Source organism: Blastococcus sp. SYSU DS1021 (assembly GCF_054050995.1).
On sequence record NZ_JBJHAL010000021.1, the window covers coordinates 1 to 19,287 of the forward strand.

General features: G+C 75.7%; 19 protein-coding genes and 2 rRNA genes. 8 read left to right on the forward strand and 13 right to left on the reverse strand.

Annotated features, from left to right (window positions below; translation table 11 throughout):
• Together ACI8AP_RS15320 and rrf are read left to right on the forward strand one after the other, a co-directional pair.
• Positions 1 to 279: ribosomal RNA gene (locus tag ACI8AP_RS15320) — 23S ribosomal RNA — on the forward strand; the annotation flags it as partial.
• A gap of 111 nt (positions 280 to 390) precedes the next feature.
• A 5S ribosomal RNA gene (gene rrf / locus ACI8AP_RS15325) occupies positions 391 to 507 on the forward strand.
• A gap of 329 nt (positions 508 to 836) precedes the next feature.
• On the opposite strand, the gene ACI8AP_RS15330 is transcribed toward rrf, so the two are convergent.
• From ACI8AP_RS15330 to ACI8AP_RS15365, 8 genes are all read right to left on the reverse strand, one after another.
• Complete coding sequence (locus ACI8AP_RS15330) at positions 837 to 1,529, reverse strand: hypothetical protein (RefSeq protein WP_456590221.1); 693 nt, start codon at positions 1,527 to 1,529, stop codon at positions 837 to 839.
• Positions 1,526 to 2,440: an ABC transporter ATP-binding protein gene (locus tag ACI8AP_RS15335; RefSeq protein ID WP_456590222.1), complete on the reverse strand. Its 915-nt coding sequence runs from the start codon at positions 2,438 to 2,440 to the stop codon at positions 1,526 to 1,528. Before ACI8AP_RS15335 ends, ACI8AP_RS15330 begins: the two co-directional genes overlap by 4 nt.
• On the reverse strand, positions 2,437 to 2,799 hold the full coding sequence (locus ACI8AP_RS15340; RefSeq protein WP_456590223.1) for a GntR family transcriptional regulator: 363 nt from the start codon (positions 2,797 to 2,799) through the stop codon (positions 2,437 to 2,439). The genes ACI8AP_RS15335 and ACI8AP_RS15340 overlap by 4 nt, the downstream gene beginning before the upstream one ends.
• A gap of 228 nt (positions 2,800 to 3,027) precedes the next feature.
• Complete coding sequence (gene egtE, locus ACI8AP_RS15345) at positions 3,028 to 4,158, reverse strand: ergothioneine biosynthesis PLP-dependent enzyme EgtE (protein ID WP_456590224.1); 1,131 nt, start codon at positions 4,156 to 4,158, stop codon at positions 3,028 to 3,030.
• 21 nt (positions 4,159 to 4,179) lie between these two features.
• A complete protein-coding gene (locus tag ACI8AP_RS15350) occupies positions 4,180 to 4,968 on the reverse strand; it encodes an anti-sigma factor domain-containing protein (RefSeq protein WP_456590225.1) in 789 nt (262 codons plus the stop codon).
• On the reverse strand, positions 4,949 to 5,551 hold the full coding sequence (locus tag ACI8AP_RS15355; RefSeq protein ID WP_456590226.1) for an RNA polymerase sigma factor: 603 nt from the start codon (positions 5,549 to 5,551) through the stop codon (positions 4,949 to 4,951). Before ACI8AP_RS15355 ends, ACI8AP_RS15350 begins: the two co-directional genes overlap by 20 nt.
• Positions 5,552 to 5,598: 47 nt before the next feature.
• Positions 5,599 to 6,267 (reverse strand): class F sortase, encoded by a 669-nt coding sequence (locus ACI8AP_RS15360; protein ID WP_456590227.1) that lies wholly within the window; start codon positions 6,265 to 6,267, stop codon positions 5,599 to 5,601.
• 25 nt (positions 6,268 to 6,292) lie between these two features.
• Positions 6,293 to 7,114: a DUF4397 domain-containing protein gene (locus ACI8AP_RS15365; RefSeq protein WP_456590228.1), complete on the reverse strand. Its 822-nt coding sequence runs from the start codon at positions 7,112 to 7,114 to the stop codon at positions 6,293 to 6,295.
• Between the two features lie 149 nt (positions 7,115 to 7,263).
• Here ACI8AP_RS15365 and ACI8AP_RS15370 point away from each other — a divergent pair, with 149 nt between their 5' ends.
• Together ACI8AP_RS15370 and ACI8AP_RS15375 are read left to right on the forward strand one after the other, a co-directional pair.
• Positions 7,264 to 7,731 carry a DUF309 domain-containing protein gene (locus ACI8AP_RS15370; protein ID WP_456590229.1) on the forward strand — a complete coding sequence of 156 codons (468 nt, stop codon included), beginning with the start codon at positions 7,264 to 7,266 and terminating at the stop codon, positions 7,729 to 7,731.
• A 68-nt stretch (positions 7,732 to 7,799) separates the two neighbouring features.
• Positions 7,800 to 8,588 carry a hypothetical protein gene (locus ACI8AP_RS15375; RefSeq protein ID WP_456590230.1) on the forward strand — a complete coding sequence of 263 codons (789 nt, stop codon included), beginning with the start codon at positions 7,800 to 7,802 and terminating at the stop codon, positions 8,586 to 8,588.
• 3 nt (positions 8,589 to 8,591) lie between these two features.
• Here the strand turns inward: ACI8AP_RS15375 and ACI8AP_RS15380 are convergent, their stop codons facing one another.
• Together ACI8AP_RS15380 and ACI8AP_RS15385 are read right to left on the reverse strand one after the other, a co-directional pair.
• Positions 8,592 to 9,959, reverse strand: coding sequence for a cryptochrome/photolyase family protein (locus tag ACI8AP_RS15380; RefSeq protein WP_456590231.1), 1,368 nt, complete (start codon positions 9,957 to 9,959; stop codon positions 8,592 to 8,594).
• A gap of 37 nt (positions 9,960 to 9,996) precedes the next feature.
• The gene (locus ACI8AP_RS15385) at positions 9,997 to 10,341 is read right to left on the reverse strand and encodes an STAS domain-containing protein (RefSeq protein WP_456590232.1); all 345 of its coding nucleotides are present in this window, start codon (positions 10,339 to 10,341) and stop codon (positions 9,997 to 9,999) included.
• 144 nt (positions 10,342 to 10,485) lie between these two features.
• On the opposite strand from ACI8AP_RS15385, the gene ACI8AP_RS15390 reads away from it, so the two are divergent.
• Genes ACI8AP_RS15390 through ACI8AP_RS15400 form a run of 3 tightly spaced genes read left to right on the forward strand, consistent with a single transcriptional unit; the run spans position 10,486 to position 13,713 of the window.
• Positions 10,486 to 11,202 carry a response regulator gene (locus ACI8AP_RS15390; RefSeq protein ID WP_456590233.1) on the forward strand — a complete coding sequence of 239 codons (717 nt, stop codon included), beginning with the start codon at positions 10,486 to 10,488 and terminating at the stop codon, positions 11,200 to 11,202.
• Between the two features lie 7 nt (positions 11,203 to 11,209).
• Positions 11,210 to 12,583 carry a sensor histidine kinase gene (locus ACI8AP_RS15395; protein WP_456590234.1) on the forward strand — a complete coding sequence of 458 codons (1,374 nt, stop codon included), beginning with the start codon at positions 11,210 to 11,212 and terminating at the stop codon, positions 12,581 to 12,583.
• Positions 12,580 to 13,713, forward strand: a complete 1,134-nt coding sequence (locus ACI8AP_RS15400) for a GerMN domain-containing protein (RefSeq protein WP_456590235.1) — start codon at positions 12,580 to 12,582, stop codon at positions 13,711 to 13,713. Before ACI8AP_RS15395 ends, ACI8AP_RS15400 begins: the two co-directional genes overlap by 4 nt.
• A 79-nt stretch (positions 13,714 to 13,792) precedes the next feature.
• On the opposite strand, the gene ACI8AP_RS15405 is transcribed toward ACI8AP_RS15400, so the two are convergent.
• Positions 13,793 to 14,374 (reverse strand): AMIN-like domain-containing (lipo)protein, encoded by a 582-nt coding sequence (locus ACI8AP_RS15405; RefSeq protein WP_456590236.1) that lies wholly within the window; start codon positions 14,372 to 14,374, stop codon positions 13,793 to 13,795.
• A 210-nt stretch (positions 14,375 to 14,584) separates the two neighbouring features.
• On the opposite strand from ACI8AP_RS15405, the gene ACI8AP_RS15410 reads away from it, so the two are divergent.
• The gene (locus tag ACI8AP_RS15410) at positions 14,585 to 15,439 is read left to right on the forward strand and encodes an Fpg/Nei family DNA glycosylase (protein WP_456590237.1); all 855 of its coding nucleotides are present in this window, start codon (positions 14,585 to 14,587) and stop codon (positions 15,437 to 15,439) included.
• Positions 15,440 to 15,493: 54 nt separating this feature from the next.
• Here ACI8AP_RS15410 and ACI8AP_RS15415 read toward each other — a convergent pair whose 3' ends face one another.
• Together ACI8AP_RS15415 and ACI8AP_RS15420 are read right to left on the reverse strand one after the other, a co-directional pair.
• A complete protein-coding gene (locus tag ACI8AP_RS15415) occupies positions 15,494 to 16,702 on the reverse strand; it encodes an MBL fold metallo-hydrolase (protein WP_456590238.1) in 1,209 nt (402 codons plus the stop codon).
• Positions 16,703 to 16,830: 128 nt separating this feature from the next.
• The gene (locus ACI8AP_RS15420) at positions 16,831 to 19,287 is read right to left on the reverse strand and encodes an ABC transporter permease (protein WP_456590239.1); all 2,457 of its coding nucleotides are present in this window, start codon (positions 19,285 to 19,287) and stop codon (positions 16,831 to 16,833) included.

A 19,287-nucleotide genomic window follows, 5' to 3' on the forward strand; every position in this document is an offset into this window, starting at 1 on the left:
GCGCGTAAGAGACTTGAGAAGAGCTGTCCCTAGTACGAGAGGACCGGGACGGACGAACCTCTGGTGTGCCAGTTGTACCGCCAGGTGCACTGCTGGTTAGCTACGTTCGGCAGGGATAACCGCTGAAAGCATCTAAGCGGGAAGCTCGCTTCAAGATGAGGTCTCTCACCGGGTCAACCGGGTAAGGCCCCCGCCCAGACCAGCGGGTTGATAGGCCGGAAGTGGAAGCACCGCAAGGTGTGGAGCTGACCGGTACTAACAGGCCGAGGGCTTGACCACACACACCTCCACCACGAGGGGTCTGTGCCAGGGTCAACCAACGAAGACTTGTCTCGCGTCCACTGTGCGGTTCTGAACGCACGAACCAGCTTGGTTCGAAGTTCACAGAGTTACGGCGGCCATGGCGAGAGGGAAACGCCCGGCAACATTCCGAACCCGGAAGCTAAGCCTCTCAGCGCCGATGGTACTGCCCTGGAGACGGGGTGGGAGAGTAGGACGCCGCCGGACAACCATTCCCGAAGGGGCCCCAGCATTCGTGCTGGGGCCCCTTCGTCGTTCCCCCAGCCCGGTCGGCATCGCACGGCCCCCGCTCACGGGCGGTCGGCGGAGCGGCGCGTCGGACACGGAGCGGGGCGGCTGCGTGAGGCGGTCCGGTGCCGATGGAGGCGCCTCGTGCGCATGCGTCGGCGCGGTCGTCGGATGCGGCACGCACTCCCGGGCGGCGGTCCGGCGCGCGACACCGCGACGGGCGGATCACCACGCTGGGGAAATGGGAGCGGCCCCCGAACCGTCACATGACGGAACGGGGGCCGCGGTGCAGGCGGAGGGGCCCGGAGCTACGGCACCACCCGCCGGATGCCGGGGAAGGAGACGAGCGCCGCCACCGCCGCGAGGGCCAGGGGCAGGGCGACCGTCAGCGTCACCGTCGACTGGTCGGTGAACCACACCCCGATGCTCCCCCAGGCGTCGAGCCAGGTGATCAGCACGGTGAGGCCACCCAGCACCACGATGGAGCCGAGGATCAGTCCCCAGGTGCCCATCTGGCCCCAGCGCTGGTGCACCACACCCATGCCGACGCCGACGAACATGAAGGCGAGCAGCGGGGCCCCCGAGGCGAACACCTGGAGCACCGGGTTGCCGACCTCGAAGACGCCTGGGGCCCAGAAGTCCATCCCGGCGCCCCAGCCGTTCGTGGCGTTCTCGATGCTCACCAGCGCGGAGAGCGCGATTCCGTAGGCGACGGCCTGCACCAGCGCGACGAGCGCGGTCCCGAGGTAGAAGGCGCGGCGGCTGAGGCTGATCCCCATGGCGAAGGGCAGCACCTGCGTCACCGCCTGCACGTAGACGACCAGCACGGTGATGTAGAAGGCCAGGATGCCGCCGGTGAAGCCGCTCTCCTCGCTGGCCGGGGTGAGGTGCCAGACGGCGAGGTTGATGGCGAAGCTGATCGACACGACCAGCCAGGGGATGCCGAGAGCCACCAGCGGGTGGACCAGGTGCAGGCGAGCGGCCTGCAGCACGCGGGTCATCGGGAGACCTCCTCGAGGTGGACCGGTGCGGTCGGGCCGCCGGCCGCGGTGTGCAGGCTCATGGCGACGACGAGCTGCTGGAGGCTGGTGGCCTCCCAGGACAAGCCGGCCGCCGTCGCGTCGTCGCCGTCGGCGCCGTCGCGCAGCCGCACGACGGCCCGGCTGGTGCTGCCGAGGGACTCGGTGTGCAGCAGCTCGTGCCGGCCGCTGAACGCGGCGACCCGCTCCCGGGGTCCGGTGACCGTGAGCGCCGTGCCGCGCAGCGACTCCGCGTCGGCGTCGAGCAGCACCCTGCCCCGGTCGATCAGGATCACCCGCTCGAGCAGGGCGGCGATCTCCTCGATCAGGTGCGTGGAGAGGACGATCGTGCGCGGGTGCTCGGCGTAGTCAGCGAGCAGGCGGTCGTAGAACAGCTGACGCGCGACGGCGTCCAGTCCCAGGTAGGGCTCGTCGAACAGGGTGAGCGGCGCCCGGGAGGCCAGTCCGACGATGATGCCGACGGCGGAGTTCATGCCGCGCGAGAGCTTCTTGATCGGGCGCTTGGCGGGCAGGTCGAAGTCGCGCAGCAGCGAGGCGGCGAGGTCGGCGTCCCAGTCGGCGAAGACGAACGCCGCGGAGTCGAGCGCGTCCTTGACCCGGAAGTGGTCGGGGTAGCGCTGGCCCTCCTTGATGAAGCAGATCCGGCGCAGGACGTCGTCGTTCTCGAACGGCCGGGCCCCGAAGACCTCGATCCGCCCGCTGGTCGGGACGCGGTGGCCGGTCAGCAGTTGCATGAGGGTCGTCTTGCCGGCGCCGTTGCGGCCCAGCAGCCCGGTGATGGCGTCACGTTCCAGCACCGTCGACACGCCGCTGAGGGCGGTGTGCCCGGGAAAGCGCATCGTGACGTCGGAGACGGTGGCGACGGCGGTCATCGCGGGTCCTCCCAGCGATCGATCATGTCGGTGAGCTCGTGGGCGGGGATGCCGAGCTTCTGGGCCTCGGTCATCAGGGGGCGGACGTACTGGTCGGCGAACTCGCTGCGCCGACGCTTGAGGACCTGTTCGCGGGCGCCGGTGGCGACGAACATCCCGACTCCTCGTCTCTTGTAGAGGACCCCGTCGGTGACCAGCTGGTTCAGGCCCTTGGCGGCGGTCGCGGGGTTGATGCGGTGGAAGGCGGCCAGTTCGTTGGAGGACGGCGCCTGGCTCTCCTCGGGCAGCGAGCCGTCGACGATCGCGTTCTCGATCTCGGCGGCCACCTGCCGGAAGATCGGGCCGGCGTCCTCGTTCACGACGCGGCCCCGGCGTCACCAGGGCCGGGATGGTCCCTGGGTCCATTACTCATGTAATGAACCATAGGACCACCGCCACGCGGGCACAAGTCCCCGCCGCGGGGCGCCGCCGGGCGGCTGCTTCCGACGCCGGGCCCGCGTCGGGGCCGAGGTGCGCGGGGCGGAGCCCGCTCGCCGCCGGTCACCCGGCGAGACGTCGTGCTGGACGGGGGTGAGGGGGCGGTCCGCTCAGAGGGCGGCGGCGAGGGCCGCCAGGTCCTCCGCGGTGGCGTCCAGGTGGGGGGAGACCCGCAGGACCGGCCCGGTCATCTCCCCCGGGGCCCGCTCCCTGCCGGCCGCGGTCAGCACGATGCCGTGCTCGGTGAGCAGCCGGGTGCGGGTGGCGACGACGTCGACACCGTCCGGGGGCCGCAGCGTGGTGATGGCCGTCGGCTCCTCCAGCGGCTCCACCACCCGCCAGCCGGCGACGCCGTCGAGCAGTTCCCGGGTGGCCCGGCCGAGCCCGGCCAGCCGGGCGCGGACGCGCTCGGGCCCCGCGGCGAGGTGCTCCCCGACGGCCACCACCAGGCCGATCCGGCCGGCCACGTGGGCCTCTCCCGACTCGAAGGCGCGCATCGGCGGGACCCCCTCCGGCTCGGCCAGCACCGGTACCAGCTCGGCGGCGATCGACGGGCCGACGATCAGCACGCCCACGCCACGGGGCCCGGCCAGCCACTTCCGCGAGGTCCCGTAGACGACCTCCGCGCCGAGGTCGACGTCGACGTGCCCCAGGGACTGCGCGGCGTCGAGCACCAGGGGGACGCCGGCCGCGCGGCACAGTGCCGCGATCTCGCGCGCCGGCTGCACGATCCCGCGGTGGCTGCCGATGTGGGTGAGATGCACGAACCGGGGCGGGTCGGTGGCCAGGAGCTGCTCCACGCCGTCGACGTCGGCCCGCCCGAGGCCGTCGACCGGCAGCGGCTCCGGGCGCAGGCCGGCGGCGCGCAGCTGGGCGACGTTCGGGGCGTACTCGCCGGGCAGGCAGGCGACCCGCGAGCCCGCGGGTAGCCGCCAGCCGCCGAGCAGGGTGACCAGCGCGGCCTGGGCGGACTCGACGAAGGCCACGTCGGCGGCGGCCATGCCGGCCAGGCCGCCGATGACCGAGCGCCCCTGCTGCAGCAGGTCGTCAGCGGTCGCCTCCGCGACGTAGCCGCCCAGCTCGGCCTCGTGCCGGGCGTGGTGTGCCGCGGCCTCCAGCGCCCGGTGGCTCTGCCGGCTGGACGCCGCGCTGTCGAGGTGCCGGCCCGCCGGCCGGGGACGCACCGTGCGCCAGTGCGCACCGAGGTCGTCGAACGGCAGGGGGGTGTGCGCGGCGGTCACCTGCAGCACGCTAGGCGTCGCTCAGCTCTCGAGCACACCCCGGGCCACGGAGACCCCCGAGTGCGCCGGGTCGCCGTCGAGCGGCTCCACCGAGACGTCGACGATCGGGAACTCCCCGAGGTCCAGCCCCGCCGGCAGCTCGAAGGTCTGCGCCCCGGGGCGCAGGACGCCCAGCGGCACCATGTCGACGATCCCGGGTTCGATCAGCCAGATCTCGTAGTAGCCGTCCTCGACTTCCGGCGCGTCGAGCTCGACCCGCATGGCCCGGGACCCGTCGGAGCGGAGGACGACCTCCGCCCGCCCGGCGGCCGGCTCGTCGCCGAGCGGTTCGAGGGCCACGGCGGTGATCGGCTCGACGCCGTCCCCACCGCGCAGCAGCGCGACCGCTCCGGCCCCCACGACGGCACCGGCGACCGCGGCGGCCACGGCGAGGAGCAGCGGCCGGCGGCGGCGGAAGGGCAGCACCTCGCCGCCGCGCGCCGGCGGCGCAGGTGCCACGGGCGGCGTCGCGGCCGTGGCCCCGGCGGCGCCGGTGGCCGCAGGCGCGGTGGCGGTCGGTGCGGCGGCGGCCGGGCGGGGCGTCGACGACACCCCGGTGGCCGCGGCGATCCCCGCCCACACGGAGGCCGGTGGCGCCACGGGAGGGCCGGGCTCGGCGAGCTCGGGGACGGCGACGGCGTCGACGGCCCGCTGCAGGCCGGCGACCTCGTCGCGGCACCGGGCGCACGCGGACAGGTGGGCGGCGTCGTCGGCCGGCAGCGGTTCGTGCAGCGCCGCGAGGGCGAGCTGCTCAGGCTGGCAGTGTGGCACCGTCCACCTCCAATCGTGTCCTCAGGCGTTCGAGCGTGCGGCGGATGTGGGATTTCACCGTGCCGAGCGGGATGCCGGTGCGCTCGGCGATCTGGGCGTGGGTGAGGTCGGCGAAGAAGGCGAGCTCGATGATGCCGCGCTGCGGTTGGCCCAGGCGATCGAGCTCCTCGAGCACCAGCAGCCGGTCGCTCACGACGCCGTCCACGGGCGGGGTCGTCCCGCCGGCCGGTGCGGCCTGCGCCTCCGACGCGGCGGCCTCGGCCTCGCGGCGCATCCTGTCCCGCCGGGCCCAGGCGTCGGCGATCTTGTGACGGCAGATGCCCACCAGCCAGGCGGGGAGGGGGCCCTGGTCGGGGCGGTAGCGCGCGCGGCCGGTCCAGGCGGAGATGAAGGTCTGCTGGGTGACGTCCTCGGCGTCGGGCCCGGGACCGAAGGCGCGCACCGCCATGCCGTGCAGCTGCCCCGCCCACCGCTCGTACGCCAGCGCGAGCGCCTGCTCGTCACCGGTGGCGAACCGGCGGCCCACCTCGGCGTCGTCCGGCTCCGCGGCGCCATCCGGCGGCGGTTCCGGAGGGGAGGTCACGGCCGGGACGCTACCGAGGTCGGCCCGCGTCCGGGCGAGCAGCCCGGTCACGGCGCACCGTCCACCACCGGTTCCGCGACCACGACGACGTTGTCGCGGTAGCTGCGGTACTCCGGGAGGAACGGGCCGCCGCAGGTGATGACCACCAGCCGGGCCGGCCCCTCGCGGGCGAAGATCGTGTCGAGCGGCAGCACCTGCTTCTGCACGAGCTCCCGGGAGACGACGCGCCAGCGGGTGGTCTGCCCGGCGGCGTCGGTGACGGTGAGCTCGTCGCCGGGCTCGGCGTCGCGGAGCGGGAAGAGGGCGCCGGGGCCCTGCTCGCGGTCGTCGACGTGGCCGGCGAGCACGGCGTTGCCGTCCGCACCGGGTGCCGGGCCGTGGCGGTACCAGCCCACCCGGTCGACGTCCTCGGGGAGTTCCATCTGCCCGTCCCCGGCGACGCCGACCGGATCGACCGGTGCGGTGACGCCGAGGCCCGGCAGCTCCAGCCGGAGCGGCGGGGGTGTGGCGGGGACGGCGGCCGGTGCCGCGTCGCGGACGGACACCGGGGGGAGCGAGGAGGCCCCGGACGGCGCCGGGGTGGCGGCGTCGGGGCGCTCCAGCACCCGCTCGACCGGCGGACCCGCCGCCGCGTCCGGCCGGGTCACGGCCCACGCGGTCGGCGCACCGACGGCGAGGGCCAGCCCGAGCACGGCGGTGGCGGCGGCGGGTCGCACGGTCAGCTCCTCGGAGTGACGGTGATCAGCGCGAGGACCGGGCGAGCCGCAGGGCGCCGGCGCCGGCCAGGGCGAGACCGGCCACGGCCGCGGCACCCACGGGCAGGGGGAGGCCCGAGTCGTCGGCCAGCCCGGCGGTGCCACCCGGGACGCCGCTGGGCGCGGAGTGCTGGGCGGAGACGCTCTGGACGGCGAGCTCGAAGCCGGCGTCCTCCGAGCCCCACGCGTAGACGACGGTCGAGGTGCCCTCGGCCAGCGTCAGGTCGGCGGGGCCGATGGCGACGGTGTCGGTGCCCGCGAGCACGACGTCGGCGTTGATCGTCCCGGCCGGGACGGTGAGGGTCTCCTCGTTCGGGTTGGTCAGCCCCTCGATCACCGGCTGGCCGCCGGCGCGGACGTCCACGGCGGGCGCCGCGGCGACGTGCCGGACGGTGACGCGGGCCTGACCGGCGGGCACGGAGCCCGTCTCGTTGACGAACGGGGTGAGCGCGGGCTCGCCGGCCTCGGTCAGGTGGGCCACCACGGTGGCGTTGGCGCCGGCCGGGACCTCCACGCCGTCGGCCGACAGGATCGGGTCGCCGGAGTCGTCGGCGGCGTCGGCCGGGTAGAGGGCGAGGTCGTAGCTGCCGCCGGGCAGCTCCAGCGGGTCGGTGAGGGTGCCCGGCTGGAAGTCGTCGATCAGCCGCTCGCCGTTGGCGTACACGTCCACCGGGGTGTCGGGGACGCCGTGCAGGACCGAGACCGTGGCGGTGTGGTTGTCGGCCATGGCCGGGGTGGCGACCAGGACGACGGCGCCGACGGCACCGAGGACGCCGGCGGAACGGCCGACTGTGCGGATGGTGCTCACGGGTGGCTCCTCATCTCGTAGGGGGTCGTGCTGCCTGGTCTTCCGCTGCGCTCCGGCCGCCGGATGCGGATCGCCTCCAACAATCTCGGACGCGATTCGGATCGATACCTCCCGAGGCGCTCCCCGGGCGGCGCGGGGAGGATGCCCCTGTGCCTGACCGAGACCGCGACGAGCAGGGCCGGGCCCGCAACGCGCGCCCGCGGGATGCGCTCGGGCGGCCGCTGCCGCACGGCGCCGTCGGGGAGGAGCGCGCCCCCGAGGGAGTGGTCCGGGCGCCGGAGGTGGCGCTCGCCGAGGCGCAGGAACTGCTGGACGCCGGGCGCCCGTTCCACGCCCACGAGGTGCTGGAGGATGCCTGGAAGTCCGCACCCGAGGACGAGCGCGAGCTGTGGCGAGGGCTGGCCCAGCTCGCCGTCGGCCTGACCCACGCCGCCCGCGGCAACGACCGGGGCGCGACCAGTCTGCTCGAGCGCGGGGCGGCGGCCCTCGGTCCGTACGCCGACCGCCGTCCGCACGGGGTGGACGTGGCCGGGCTCGCCGGGTGGGCGCGTGCGCTGGCCGCCGCGCCCGCCACCGGCCGCGACCCGGTGCGCAGCGCTCCCCGGCTCCGCGGTTGAGCGGACCGTCCGGCGGCGAGGCGGTCGGCCAGGTTTCGGGTACGGGCGGTGCCGGGCACCGCCGGGGGATGAGCGGGACGGCAGGCCGGCAGGACGGGCTCCGGGCGGCGGCGGTGATCGCCGCCGCCGTCGCGCAGGTGGCCGGCAGCCCCGTGGGCAGCGCGATCGCCGGCCGCAGCGTCGGCGCGGTCAGCGACGAGACCGGTTCGCTGATCACCCCGGCGGGCTACGCCTTCAGCATCTGGGGTGTCATCTTCGCCGGATCGCTGGCCTGGGCGGTGTACCAGGCGCTGCCGGCCCAGCGCGGCCGGGAGCTGCACCGGCGCACCGGCTGGCCGCTGGCCGCGGCGTTCGCGGGCAACACCGCGTGGGAGATCGCCTTCCCCCTGATCGGGGTGTCGGTGCCGCTGGTTCCGGTCGTGCTCCTGTTCTGCATCGTGGCGGCCGCCGCGGTCGCCTGGGCGCGGTTGCAGGACCTCCCGGTCGAGGGCCTGGGGCGGGTGCTGCCGGCCGCCGTCGCCGGGCTGCTGCTCGGCTGGGTCACCGTGGCCGCGGCGGTCAACACCGGCCAGGCGGGGGTCGCGCTCGGCGCCCCGGCGTCCGGCACGACCGCGCAGCTGTGGGCTGTCGGAGCGCTGGCCGGGGTCGCGCTGATCGCGTGCGCCCTGGTGCTCGCCGCCCGCACCGCGGCCGGGCCGTTCGCGCTCGCCGTCGTCTGGGGGCTGGTGGCCGTCGCGGCCGCCGGCCCGCCGGCCCCGGTGGTGATCGCTGCCTTCGCCGCCGCGGCCGCGGTGGCGGTCGCGCTCGTCGTCCGCACCGTCGTCCGGCGGGACCCGGTCTCGCTGCTCGTCGGCTGAGCCTCAGCGGCCGCGTACGCGGGTGTAGCGGTCCAGCGCGACCCGGCGCTCGTGCGCGTGGTCGACGACCGGCTCCGGGTAGCCGGCCGGGATGCCGCCGGGCGCGGTCCACGGCTCGTGCACGTGCCGCGGATCGAGGTCATGCAGCTCGGGCACCCAGCGCTTCACGTAGGTGCCGTCGGGGTCGAACTTCTTGCCCTGGGTGACCGGGTTGAACACGCGGTAGTAGGGCGAGGCGTCGGTGCCGGTGCCGGCGACCCACTGCCAGCCGTGCTGGTTGCTGGCCAGGTCGCCGTCGACCAGGTGCCGCATGAACCAGCGGGCGCCCACCGTCCACTCCTGGTGCAGGTCCTTGACCAGGAACGAGGCGACGATCATCCGCACCCGGTTGTGCACGTAGGCCTCGCCGAGCAGCTGGCGCATGCCGGCGTCGACGATCGGAAAGCCGGTGCGGCCGGTCTCCCAGGCCCGCACGAGCTCCTCGGCGTCCGGGCCGCTGTCGTAGCCCATCCCCTGCAGCTCCGGCTTGAGGTACTCCCGGGCCGACTCCGGTCGGTGCCAGAGGACGTCGGCGTAGAACTCCCGCCAGGCCAGCTCGTCGGTGTACCGGCGCACCGACTCGGTCTGCTCCGCCGCGGCGAGGTCGGCCAGCAGCGTGCGAGGGTGGAGGCAGCCGTACTTGAGGTAGGCCGACAGCCGGCTCGTCCCGTCGCCGCCCGGGGTGTTGCGCCCGTCGGCGTAGCCGAGCAGCCGCTCGTCCCGGAAGCGCGCCCAAGCGGCCAGCGCGGCGGCCTCGCCGGCCGGGGGCAGGACGACGCCGTCGAGGTGGGGTGCTGGCGGGTGGTCGTCGGAGCGGACGCCGGTGCGCCAGCGGACGCCGTCGGGGGAGGACGCCGGCGGGCGCCAGCCGTGCTCCCGCCAGGCCCGGGCGAACGGCGAGTACACGCGGAACGGCGTCCCGTCGGCCTTGGTGACCCGGCCGGGCGTCACCGCGTACGGCGACCCGGTGCGCGCGAACGGGACATCGACCAGAGCCCGCTCCACGGCCTGGTCCCGGTGCCGCCCGTACGGCCCCGCGTCGGCGCTGACGTGCACCGACGTCGCGCCGACCTCGTGGACCAGCGCCGGCAGCACCCGGACGGGGTCGCCGTGCCGGAGGACCAGCGCGCCGCCGAGGTCGGCGTCCAGCGCGGCGAGGCAGTCGAGCAGGAAGCGGCGGCGCGGCTCGCCGGACGGGCCCCACAGCCGGTCATCGACCACGAACACCGGGAGGACCTCGCCGTCCGGCCCGGCCGCGTCCCGCGCGGCCAGCAGCGCGGGGTGGTCGCCCAGGCGCAGGTCGCGGCGGAACCAGAGCAGCGCGGTCGGCACCCGGCCGAGCGTAGGAGGCCCCGGCCCCGGGCGCGCCTCAGGCGGAGCGGTCCAGGTTCTCCAGCGCCAGCACCCGCCACAGGCCGGTCCGGCGCAGCAGGCCCTGGGTGCGCCGGTTGGCCCCGCGGACGACGACGCTGCCGCCGCGGGCCCGGCATGCCCGGTGGGCGGTGAGCAGGCTGGCCGCTGCCGGGCTGGTCAGGTGCTCCACCTCGCCGACGTCGACGACCACCCGCCGCGCACCCGCCAGCAGGGCGTCGTGCAGCAGCCAGCGGATGTCGGCGACGCCGTCGGCGAGCATCTCCTCGGTCAGCCGCAGGACGACCTCACCGCGGCCGCCCTCGGCACCGGGGGCACGGGTGTCGCGGTCGGCAGGGCGCACGGCGGTCTCCTCGGCGGTCGGTCTCCGCACGGTCCCCAGCAGCTTCTCCACCGGAGTTTGCGATTCCCCGGGTCGCGACATTGCGATCGCATGACGGTGGCCGCCGCGTCCGAGGTGGCCGGCCCGCGGTGGCAGCATGTCCGCGTGTCGTTGCGGATCCTGGTCGTGGAGGACGACGACTCCATCCGCACCGCGCTGCGGTGGGCGCTGGAGGACGAGGGGTACGACGTCGCCGAGGCCGCCTCCGGGGAGGACGCCGTCGGCATGGTGGGCATCGCCGCGCCCGACATGATGATCGTCGACCTGATGCTCGGGTCGATGGACGGCCTGGCCGTCATCCGCGAGGTCCGCCGCGCCCACGACCTGCCCGTCGTCGTCGTCAGCGCCCGCGCGGACACGCAGGACATCGTCGAGGCGCTCGAGGCGGGCGCCGACGACTACGTGACCAAGCCCTTCCAGATCAAGGAGATCACCGCCCGGCTGCGTGCGCTGCGCCGCCGGACGGCCACGGCTCCGGCGGGCTCCCCGGCCGACGCCGCCCGGGCGGGCGTCGTCCTCGACCACGACCCGGCGGGCCCGCTGGTCCTGCGGGAGGCCAGCGGCACGGTCTACCGCGGGGACGAGCTGGTCCCGCTGACGCTGACCGAGTACCGGGTGCTCTGCGAGCTGGCCGGCGCGCCGGGGCGGGTCTTCAGCCGGCAGGCGCTGCTCGAGCGGGTCTGGGAGCACGGGTTCTTCGGGGACGAGCGGATCGTCGACGTGCACGTGCGACGGCTGCGGACGAAGGTCGAGCGGGACCCGAGTGCTCCCCGGCTCGTGGTCACCGTCCGGGGGCTGGGCTACCGCCTGGACCCGCAGTGAGCGGCCGGTGAGCAGGGTCCCGGGGCGGCGGGGGCTGCGGAGGCGGATCGTGCTCGGCTTCGCGGCCAGCACGTTGCTGGTCTCCGCGGTGCTCGTCACGACCACGTGGCTGCTGGCGCGCAGCTTCGTGGTGGAGCAGCGCGAGCAGGCGCTCACGCAGCAGGCGTTCGCCGACGCCGAGGTGCTGCGCAACCGGCTGTCCAGCGCAGGTGCCGACGTCGGCCGGGTGCTCGGGGAGCTCGTCCCGTTCGGTGACGCGGAGATCGTCGTCCGGCGGGAGGACGACTGGTTCTCCTCCAGTCTGGAGGTCGGCGGTCGTGACGTGCCGGCCGCCCTCCAGGAGGTGGTGTCCACCGGCGCGGCGGGCACGCTGCGGGTGGACTCCGCCGAGGGGCCGCGGCTCGTCGTCGCCGTGCCCGTGGTGAGCGCGGGCGTGGAGTTCTACGAGGTGGCGCCGCTGGACGACCTGGAGGCGTTGCTGCGCACGCTGGCCGTCGTGCTCGGTGCCGGTGCGGTCGCGGCGACCGTGGCCGGCGCCGGGTTCGGGATGTGGGCCAGCCGTCGTGCGGTGCTGCCCCTGGAGCAGGTCGCCGGGGCCGCGACGAGCATCGCCGGCGGCGAGCTCTCCACCCGCCTGCCGGCGACCGACGACCCCGACCTGGTCGGGATCGTGGCGGCGTTCAACAGCATGGTCGACGCCCTGGCCGCGCGGATCACCCGCGACGCCCGGTTCGTCGGCGACGTCAGCCACGAGCTCCGCAGCCCCCTCACCAGCCTGACCACGAGCGTCGAGGTGCTGGCGACCCGCCGCCAGGAGCTCCCGCCGCGTGCGCAGCAGGCCCTCGCCCTGGTGGAGGGCGAGGTCGCGCGGCTGCGCGTCACCCTCGACGACCTGCTGGAGCTGGCCTGGCACGACGGCGTCGGGCAGCTGCCCGACGCCGTCCCGGTGTCGATGGCGGTGCTGGTCCGGGAGGTGCTGGAGCGGACCGGCCGGCCCGTCGGCCTGCTGGACGCCGGCGCGCCGGAGGAGACCACCGTCCTCGGCGACAAGAACCGGCTGGAGCGCGCCGTGCGGAACCTGCTGGACAACGCCGACCGCTACGCGGGCGGGCCGGAGCACGTGGACGTCGGGCGCTGCGAGGGTTCGGTCGTGGTGACGGTGGACGACGCCGGCCCGGGCGTGGCCCCGCTGGACCGGGAGCGGATCTTCGAGCGCTTCGCCCGGGCCCCCGGTTCGGCGCGCGGTTCGGTGCCCGGGGCCGGGCTCGGGTTGGCCATCGTGGCCGAGACGGCGGCCCAGCACGGGGGCGCGGCGTGGTGCGCCGCCGGCCCGAGCGGCGGCGCCCGGTTCGTCCTGTCGCTGCCGGCGGCGCGGACGTGAAGCGCCTGCGCCGGGTGAGCGCCGCGGGCACCCTGGGCGCCGTCCTCGCGGCAACGGCCTGCGGCGTCCCCACCGGCGGGGACCCGTCGACGATCGCGGCGTCCGACGTCCCGTACGGGCTCGCCGCACCGGCTGCCCCGCCGTCGGCCGCGCCGTCGTCCGTCCCCGGCCAGACCGGGTGGGCCTACCTCGTCGGCCCCGACGAGTCGCTCGTCCCCCGGGCCCGGGACGCCGGCACGGGGTCGCTCGACGAGCGGCTGGGCGCCCTGCTGGACGCGCTGACCGCCGGCCCGACCGAGGACGAGCGGGCCGAGCAGGTGTCCACCGCCCTCCCCTCCGGCGTGACGCTGGCGGTGGCGGGCATCGACGGCACCACGGCCACGATCGACATCTCCGGCACCGCGCCGCTGTCCTCCAGCCGCCGCGCCGTGGCGCAGATCGTGCTCACCGCGACGAGCCTGCCCGGGATCGAGGCCGTCCTGCTGACCAGCGACGGGGAGCCGGTGGAGGCGCCGCTGCCCTCCGGTGCGCTCACCGACGCGCCGCTGCTGCCCGCCGACTACGCCGTCTTCCTCAGCCCGCCGCCGCCACCCACGGAATCCACCTCGCCGGCCGTGCCGGCCCCTCCCACCACCGGGGCGCAGCCGACCGTCACCGGGCCGCGACCGTCGCCCACCGTGGCGCCACCCTTCGTCGCCGACACCCGGCCGGACACGGCATCGGCGTCGCCCGGGGCCGCCGTCACCGTGACCGACCTCCGGGTCGGCCGCCACGAGGGGTTCGACCGGGTCGTCCTCGAGGTGGACGGCGCCGGGCTGCCGGGCTGGGACGCCCGCTACGTGCCCGAGGCGCGGTCGGAGGGGAGCGGCTCCCCGGTGCAGGTCGCGGGGGAGGCGGTCCTGCGGCTCGCGGTCACCGGGGTCGGGCTGCCCGGGGACACCGGCGTCGCCCCGTACCCGGGCCCCGGACGGCTGGCGCCGGGGTACCCGGCGGTGCGCGAGGTCGTCCTGGACAGCACCTTCGAGGGGCAGACGGTGACCTTCGTCGGCACCGCGGCCGAGCGGCCGTTCCGCGTGTACCGGCTGCAGAACCCCGACCGGGTGGTGGTCGAGGTGCTCCACCAGGGCTGAGACGGGCGAGATCTGCACACCGGCCCGGTTCCGGGGCCGGATGGGGGCCGGTGTGCAGATCTGGCCGGGTGCGGAACGGTCACCAGCGGTGGGCCACGTCGATCACGAGGCGCACCGCGTCGTCGTCCCCGGGGGCGCCGAGCAGGGTGAAGGTGCGGAACGGCAGCCGGGCACGGGTGCCGACGCCGAGCGTGGTGCGGCCCTCGAAGGAGCCCGCCCACGCGACCTGCTCGACGGTGCGGAAGCCGTCGACGTCCACGACCTCGCCGCGGCTGGGCGGGAGGTAGGTGGCCCGCCCGGAGGCGTCGTAGGCGGGGGCGTCGACGACGACCTGCAGCGCCGCACCGCCCGCCAGCGGGACGGGGGTGCCCGAGCCCTCCTGGTGCACCGCGTCGACGTAGCGCACCGAGTAGCCGGTCGCCGCGGCGGGACCGCGCAGGTCGACGACCAGGCGGTCGAAGCAGGCGTGCCGGCCGGCGCGCACGTCGGTCACGGTCAGGCCGGCGGTGGACGCCGCGCTGCTCTCCGGCAGCGACCCCCACACCAGCCCGCAGTACGGCGCGCGGGTCGCCCCGGCCGCCGTCGCCGGGGTGAGGACGCCGACCAGCAGCGCGATCACACCGGCGAGGACCGCCAGGGAACCGAGTCGGATCCTTCTCACGATGACCTCCATCTGTCGGGCCCGCGCCCCTGCGGAACGGGCCTGTGGACGGAGGTCTACTCGCCCGCGGGGAGCTAGGAAGCCGCCGCAACAGGGTCTCCACCAGGTCGTCGCGGCCGTCATCCGGCCGTCGCACCGCCGCAACGCCGCCGTCGGAGAACCGCCTGATCGGGGACGGCGGGACGCCGGGATCCGCGCGATCATGGTCGGGTGCCCGAGTTGCCCGAGGTGGAGGCGCTGACGGCGTTCCTGCGCGAGAACGCCGTCGGCCACGTGCTGGCGCGCGCCGACCTCGCCGCCGTCCAGGCGATCAAGACCTTCGACCCGCCGCTGTCCTCACTGGCCGGGCTGGAGATCACCGGCGCCGCCCGGCACGGCAAGTTCCTCGATCTCGACGTCAGCGGGCTGCACCTGGTCGTCCACCTGGCCCGGGCCGGCTGGCTGCACTGGCGGGAGAGCCTGCCGACCGCACCGCCGAAGCCGGGCAAGGGTCCGCTCGCGCTGCGGGTGCACCTCGATGACGGGAACGGCTTCGACCTCACCGAGCAGGGCACCCGCAAGGGCCTGGCCGTCTACGTCGTCCGGTCACCCGCCGAGGTGCCCGGGATCGCCCGCCTGGGGCCCGACGCGCTGGAGGTCGACCGGGAGACGTTCGCCCGCCTGATGGCCGGCCGCAGCGGGCAGCTCAAGGGGGCGCTCACCGACCAGACGCTGCTCGCCGGCATCGGCAACGCCTACTCCGACGAGATCCTGCACGCCGCCCGGCTGTCGCCGTTCAAGATGGCCGACAAGCTGAGCGACGACGAACTGGTCCGTCTCTTCGACGCGGTGCGGGGGACGCTGACCGAGGCGCTGGGCCGCCAGGTCGGCCAGCGGGCCGCCACCATGAAGGGCGAGAAGCGCTCGGGGCTGCAGGTGCACGCCCGCACCGGGCTGCCGTGCCCGGTGTGCGGGGACACCGTGCGCGAGGTCAGCTTCGCCGACACCTCGCTGCAGTACTGCCCCACCTGCCAGACCGGCGGCAAGCCGCTCGCCGACCGGCGGATGAGCAAGCTCCTGCGCTGAAGGAGGTCCGCGCGCTCCCCGCACGTCCCTGCCCCGCACGGACGCCGCCGTCGTTCAGCCGGGCAGCGACAGCAGGCGGGTCAGCGCGCGCACGAGGACGCTGCTGCCGACGCCCGCGTCGTCCGGGCGCCCGGCCGCTTCGGCAGCCGAGCCCACCGCGGACCACCAGTCGCGCAGCGGCGGTGGGGCGAGCACGTCGACGCGCTCCCCGGGCTGCGGGACGACGACCTCGACGCCGCGCGCGCCGGCCGCGGCCAGCAGCCGCTGCACCGGCTCGGCCCACCGGTGGAAGGCCAGGTTGAACGTGGCCCAGTGCACCGGCAGCAGCACCCGCCCACCCAGGTCGCCGTGCGCCCGCACGGCCTCCTCTGGGTCCATGTGGATGGCGTGCCAGGCGTCGTTGTAGGCGCCGATCGGCAGCAGGGTGAGGTCGAAGGGGCCCAGCTGGGCACCGATGGCGGCGAATGCCGGGGTGTAGCCGGTGTCGCCGCCGAAGAAGACGCGGTGCCGGGGGCCGGTGATCGCCCAGGACGCCCACAGGGTGGTGTCGCGGTGGAAGTAGCGCCCCGAGAAGTGCCGGGCCTCGGTGCAGGTGAGCGTCAGGGGACCGATGCGGTGCTCGCCGTCCCAGTCCAGCTCGACGATCCGCTCCTCGGGCACCCCCCACACGCGCAGGTGCTCGCCGATGCCGAGCGGGACCACCCAGGGCGCGCGCTGGGTGCGCAGCAGCGTGCGCACGGTGGGCAGGTCGAGGTGGTCGTAGTGGTCGTGGGAGATGAGCACCGCGTCGACCTGCGGCAGCTCGTCGAGGGCCATGGGCGGCTCGTGCAGCCGCGTCGGCCCGATGATCGGCGACGGCGAGACGCGGTGGCCCCACACCGGGTCCAGCAGCACCCGCCGGCCGTCGATCTCCAGCAGCGCGCTGGCGTGGCCGAACCAGGTGACGGCGAGCTCGGCGGCGTCGGCCGGGAGGTCGGCGTGCGCCAGGGGGATCGGCCCGCCCGGCAGCCCGACGTGCCGCTCCTCGTGCCACTGCCGGAGCAGCCCGTCGCGGGTGTTGGCCGGGGCGAGCGCCGGGGTCGGCATCCGGTTGTGGAACTTGCCGTCGAAGAACTGCGGCGAGCCGGCCACCACGCGGCGCAGCCGGCGGCGGTGCGCCCCGAGCGCGGTCGGCAGCCCCCAGGCGGCGGCGGTCACCCAGCCGACGGGACCGGCGAGCAGGGCGGCGGCGAGAGCGGTACGGCGGAGTGAGCGGGACGGCACGCCCTCCAGCATCCCAGCCGGAGCTCGATCTCCGCTGTGAACCGGGCGACGCCTCCCGCCGGACGAGATCTGCACACCGGCCCCCTTCCCCGCCCGGAAGGGGGCCGGTGTGCAGATCTGGCCGGGCGTCAGCCGGCGATGGCGGCCACCGGGGAGGTCCGGGCCGCCCGGCGGGCCGGCAGCACCGAGGCCGCCAGCCCGGCCGCCGTGGCCACCGCCACGATCGCGGCCACCTGCAGCCACGGCATGCTCAGCACCAGCTCGCCGTACGAGCCCAGTACCGAAGCGACGCCGATCAGCCCGTAGGCACTGCCCAGCACCACCCCGAGCACCGCGGCCACTCCCGCCACCAGGGCGGCCTCCCAGGCGAGCAGCCCGCGTAGCTGGCCCCGCGTCAGCCCGAGCGCGCGCAGCAGCCCGTTCTCCTGCCGCCGTTCGACCACCGACAGGGCGAGGGTGTTGCCGACGCCGATCAGCGCGATGACCACCGCCACCCCCAGCAGGCCGGTGACGACGAGCAGCAGCACGTCGAGCACCGAGTCGATCGCGGCGCGCTCGCTGGCCAGGCCGGTGACGAAGGCGAACGGCATCGCCGCGCCCGCCACGTCGGTGACGTCGTCGATCACGTCGGCCTGGTCGGCGTCGTCGGCGAGCCGCAGCCACACGGTGTCGACGGCGGCCTCGGGCGCGAGGCGCTCCAGCTCCGCGGCGTTGAGGGTCGCCAGCTCGACGTCCCCGAACAGGGCGGTCAGCGTCGCGGTCCGGTCACCCGAGGTGAAGGTGACCTCGTCACCCTCGGCGACGTCCCAGCCCTTCTGGGTCCACCACGGGAGCACTACCTCCCCCGCCTCGGGGATCGGCACGTCACCGGTCGACCGCATGACCGTCGCCGCCGTGGTGGCGTCGAGCCCGGCCACGCCGGTCTCCCCGTCGGGCCCTTCGACGAACGCCCCGGTCAGGGACGACGCCGCCACCACTCCGTCGATCGCGGCGAGCTGCCCGGGCAGCGACGACGGCATCGCCTCGCCGCCCTGCACGATCACGTCGGTGGGGTACTGCGCCGCGAGCCCGGCCTGCGCGGTGGCCCGGGTGGACGCCGCGCCGACGACCATGGCGGTGGTCAGGGTGACGCCGATGAGCAGCGCCGTCGCCGTGGCCGCCGTCCGCCGGGGGTTGCGGGTGGCGTTGCCGGCGGCGAGCCGACCCGGGACGCCGCCCAGCCGGGCGGCCAGCCGGCCGACGGCCCCCACGACCGGCGGCAGGACTCGCTGGGCGAGCAGGACGACGCCGAGGAAGCTCAGCGCCCCGCCCGGCAGCGCGATCAGGACGTCGGCGAGGTACACCCCGAGCCCCATGAGCAGCACCCCCGGGACGACCAGCAGGAGCCCGAGCACCAGGCGCAGCACGCCGCCCCGCGACCGCAGCGGCGCCGGGTCGGTCGGGCGGAGGGCGGCCAGCGGCGCGACCTTCGTGGCGCCACGGGCGGGGGCGAGGGCGGCGAGCAGCGTGGTGAGAGTGCCGACGGCGAGACCGGCGACCACCGCGACCAGCGGCACGGAGAGGCCCGAGAGCGGGACGGGGGAGTCGGCGGCCCCGGCGATCGCCGACACCCCGGCGGCCAGGCCGATGCCCGCGAGGACCCCGATGACCGAGGCGGCCAGCCCGGTCAGGACCGCCTCACCGAGGACGCTGCGGCGGACCTGGCGGGCGGTGGCGCCCACGCAGCGCAGCAGCGCGAGCTCGCGGGTGCGCTGGGCCAGCAGGACGGCGAACGTGTTGGCGATGACGAGGCCTGCGACCAGCACCGCGACCGTGGCGAAGACCAGGAGCACCGCGGTGAGCGCCATCGTGTCGCCGGTGAGCGCGGCGGCGGCGTGCTCGGCCTGCTCGGTGCCGGTGCGCACCACGACCTGCCGGTCGGCGAGCGCGGCGCCGACCTGCTGCACCACCTCCGGAGCCGGCACGCCGTCGGCCCCGGTCACCCGCAGCTCCGTCGGGTCCACCGCACCCCAGCCGCGCAGCTGGTCGGTGGTGCCCCAGATGCGGCCGTAGATGCCGGCCGTGGGGTCGCCGCCCAGGTCCACCACGCCGGTGACCGTGACGGCGGCCTCCCGCTCGGCGCCGTCCGGCGCGAAGTAGGTGACGTCGATCGTGTCGCCGACGGCGGCGCCGGTGCGCTCGCTGACCGCGATCTCGCCGGGCGCGTCGGGCAGCTCGCCGTCGGCCATCGACTGCCAGCGCAGGGCGGGGGCGTCGGCGACCGATTCGGCGAGCAGGTACTGGGCGCCCGTGCGGCCGGGCAGCAAGGCCTGGACGCCGGTCCTCCAGGTGGCGTCGACCGCGGCGACGCCGTCCAGGGCGGCGATGCGGTCCAGCTCGTCGTCGAGGGCGGTGCCGTCCTCGGAGAGGACGACCGCGTCCGTTCCGACGTAGGGGGCGCCCGCGGCCTCCAGCACGGTGGCGCGGGAGGTCTCGTTGAGCACCAGGGTGGCCACGACGAAGCCGACGGCGATGACGATCGCGAGGGTGGAGGCGATCAGCCGGGCGGCGTGCGCCCGGGCGGTGGCGAGGGTGACGCTGCGCAT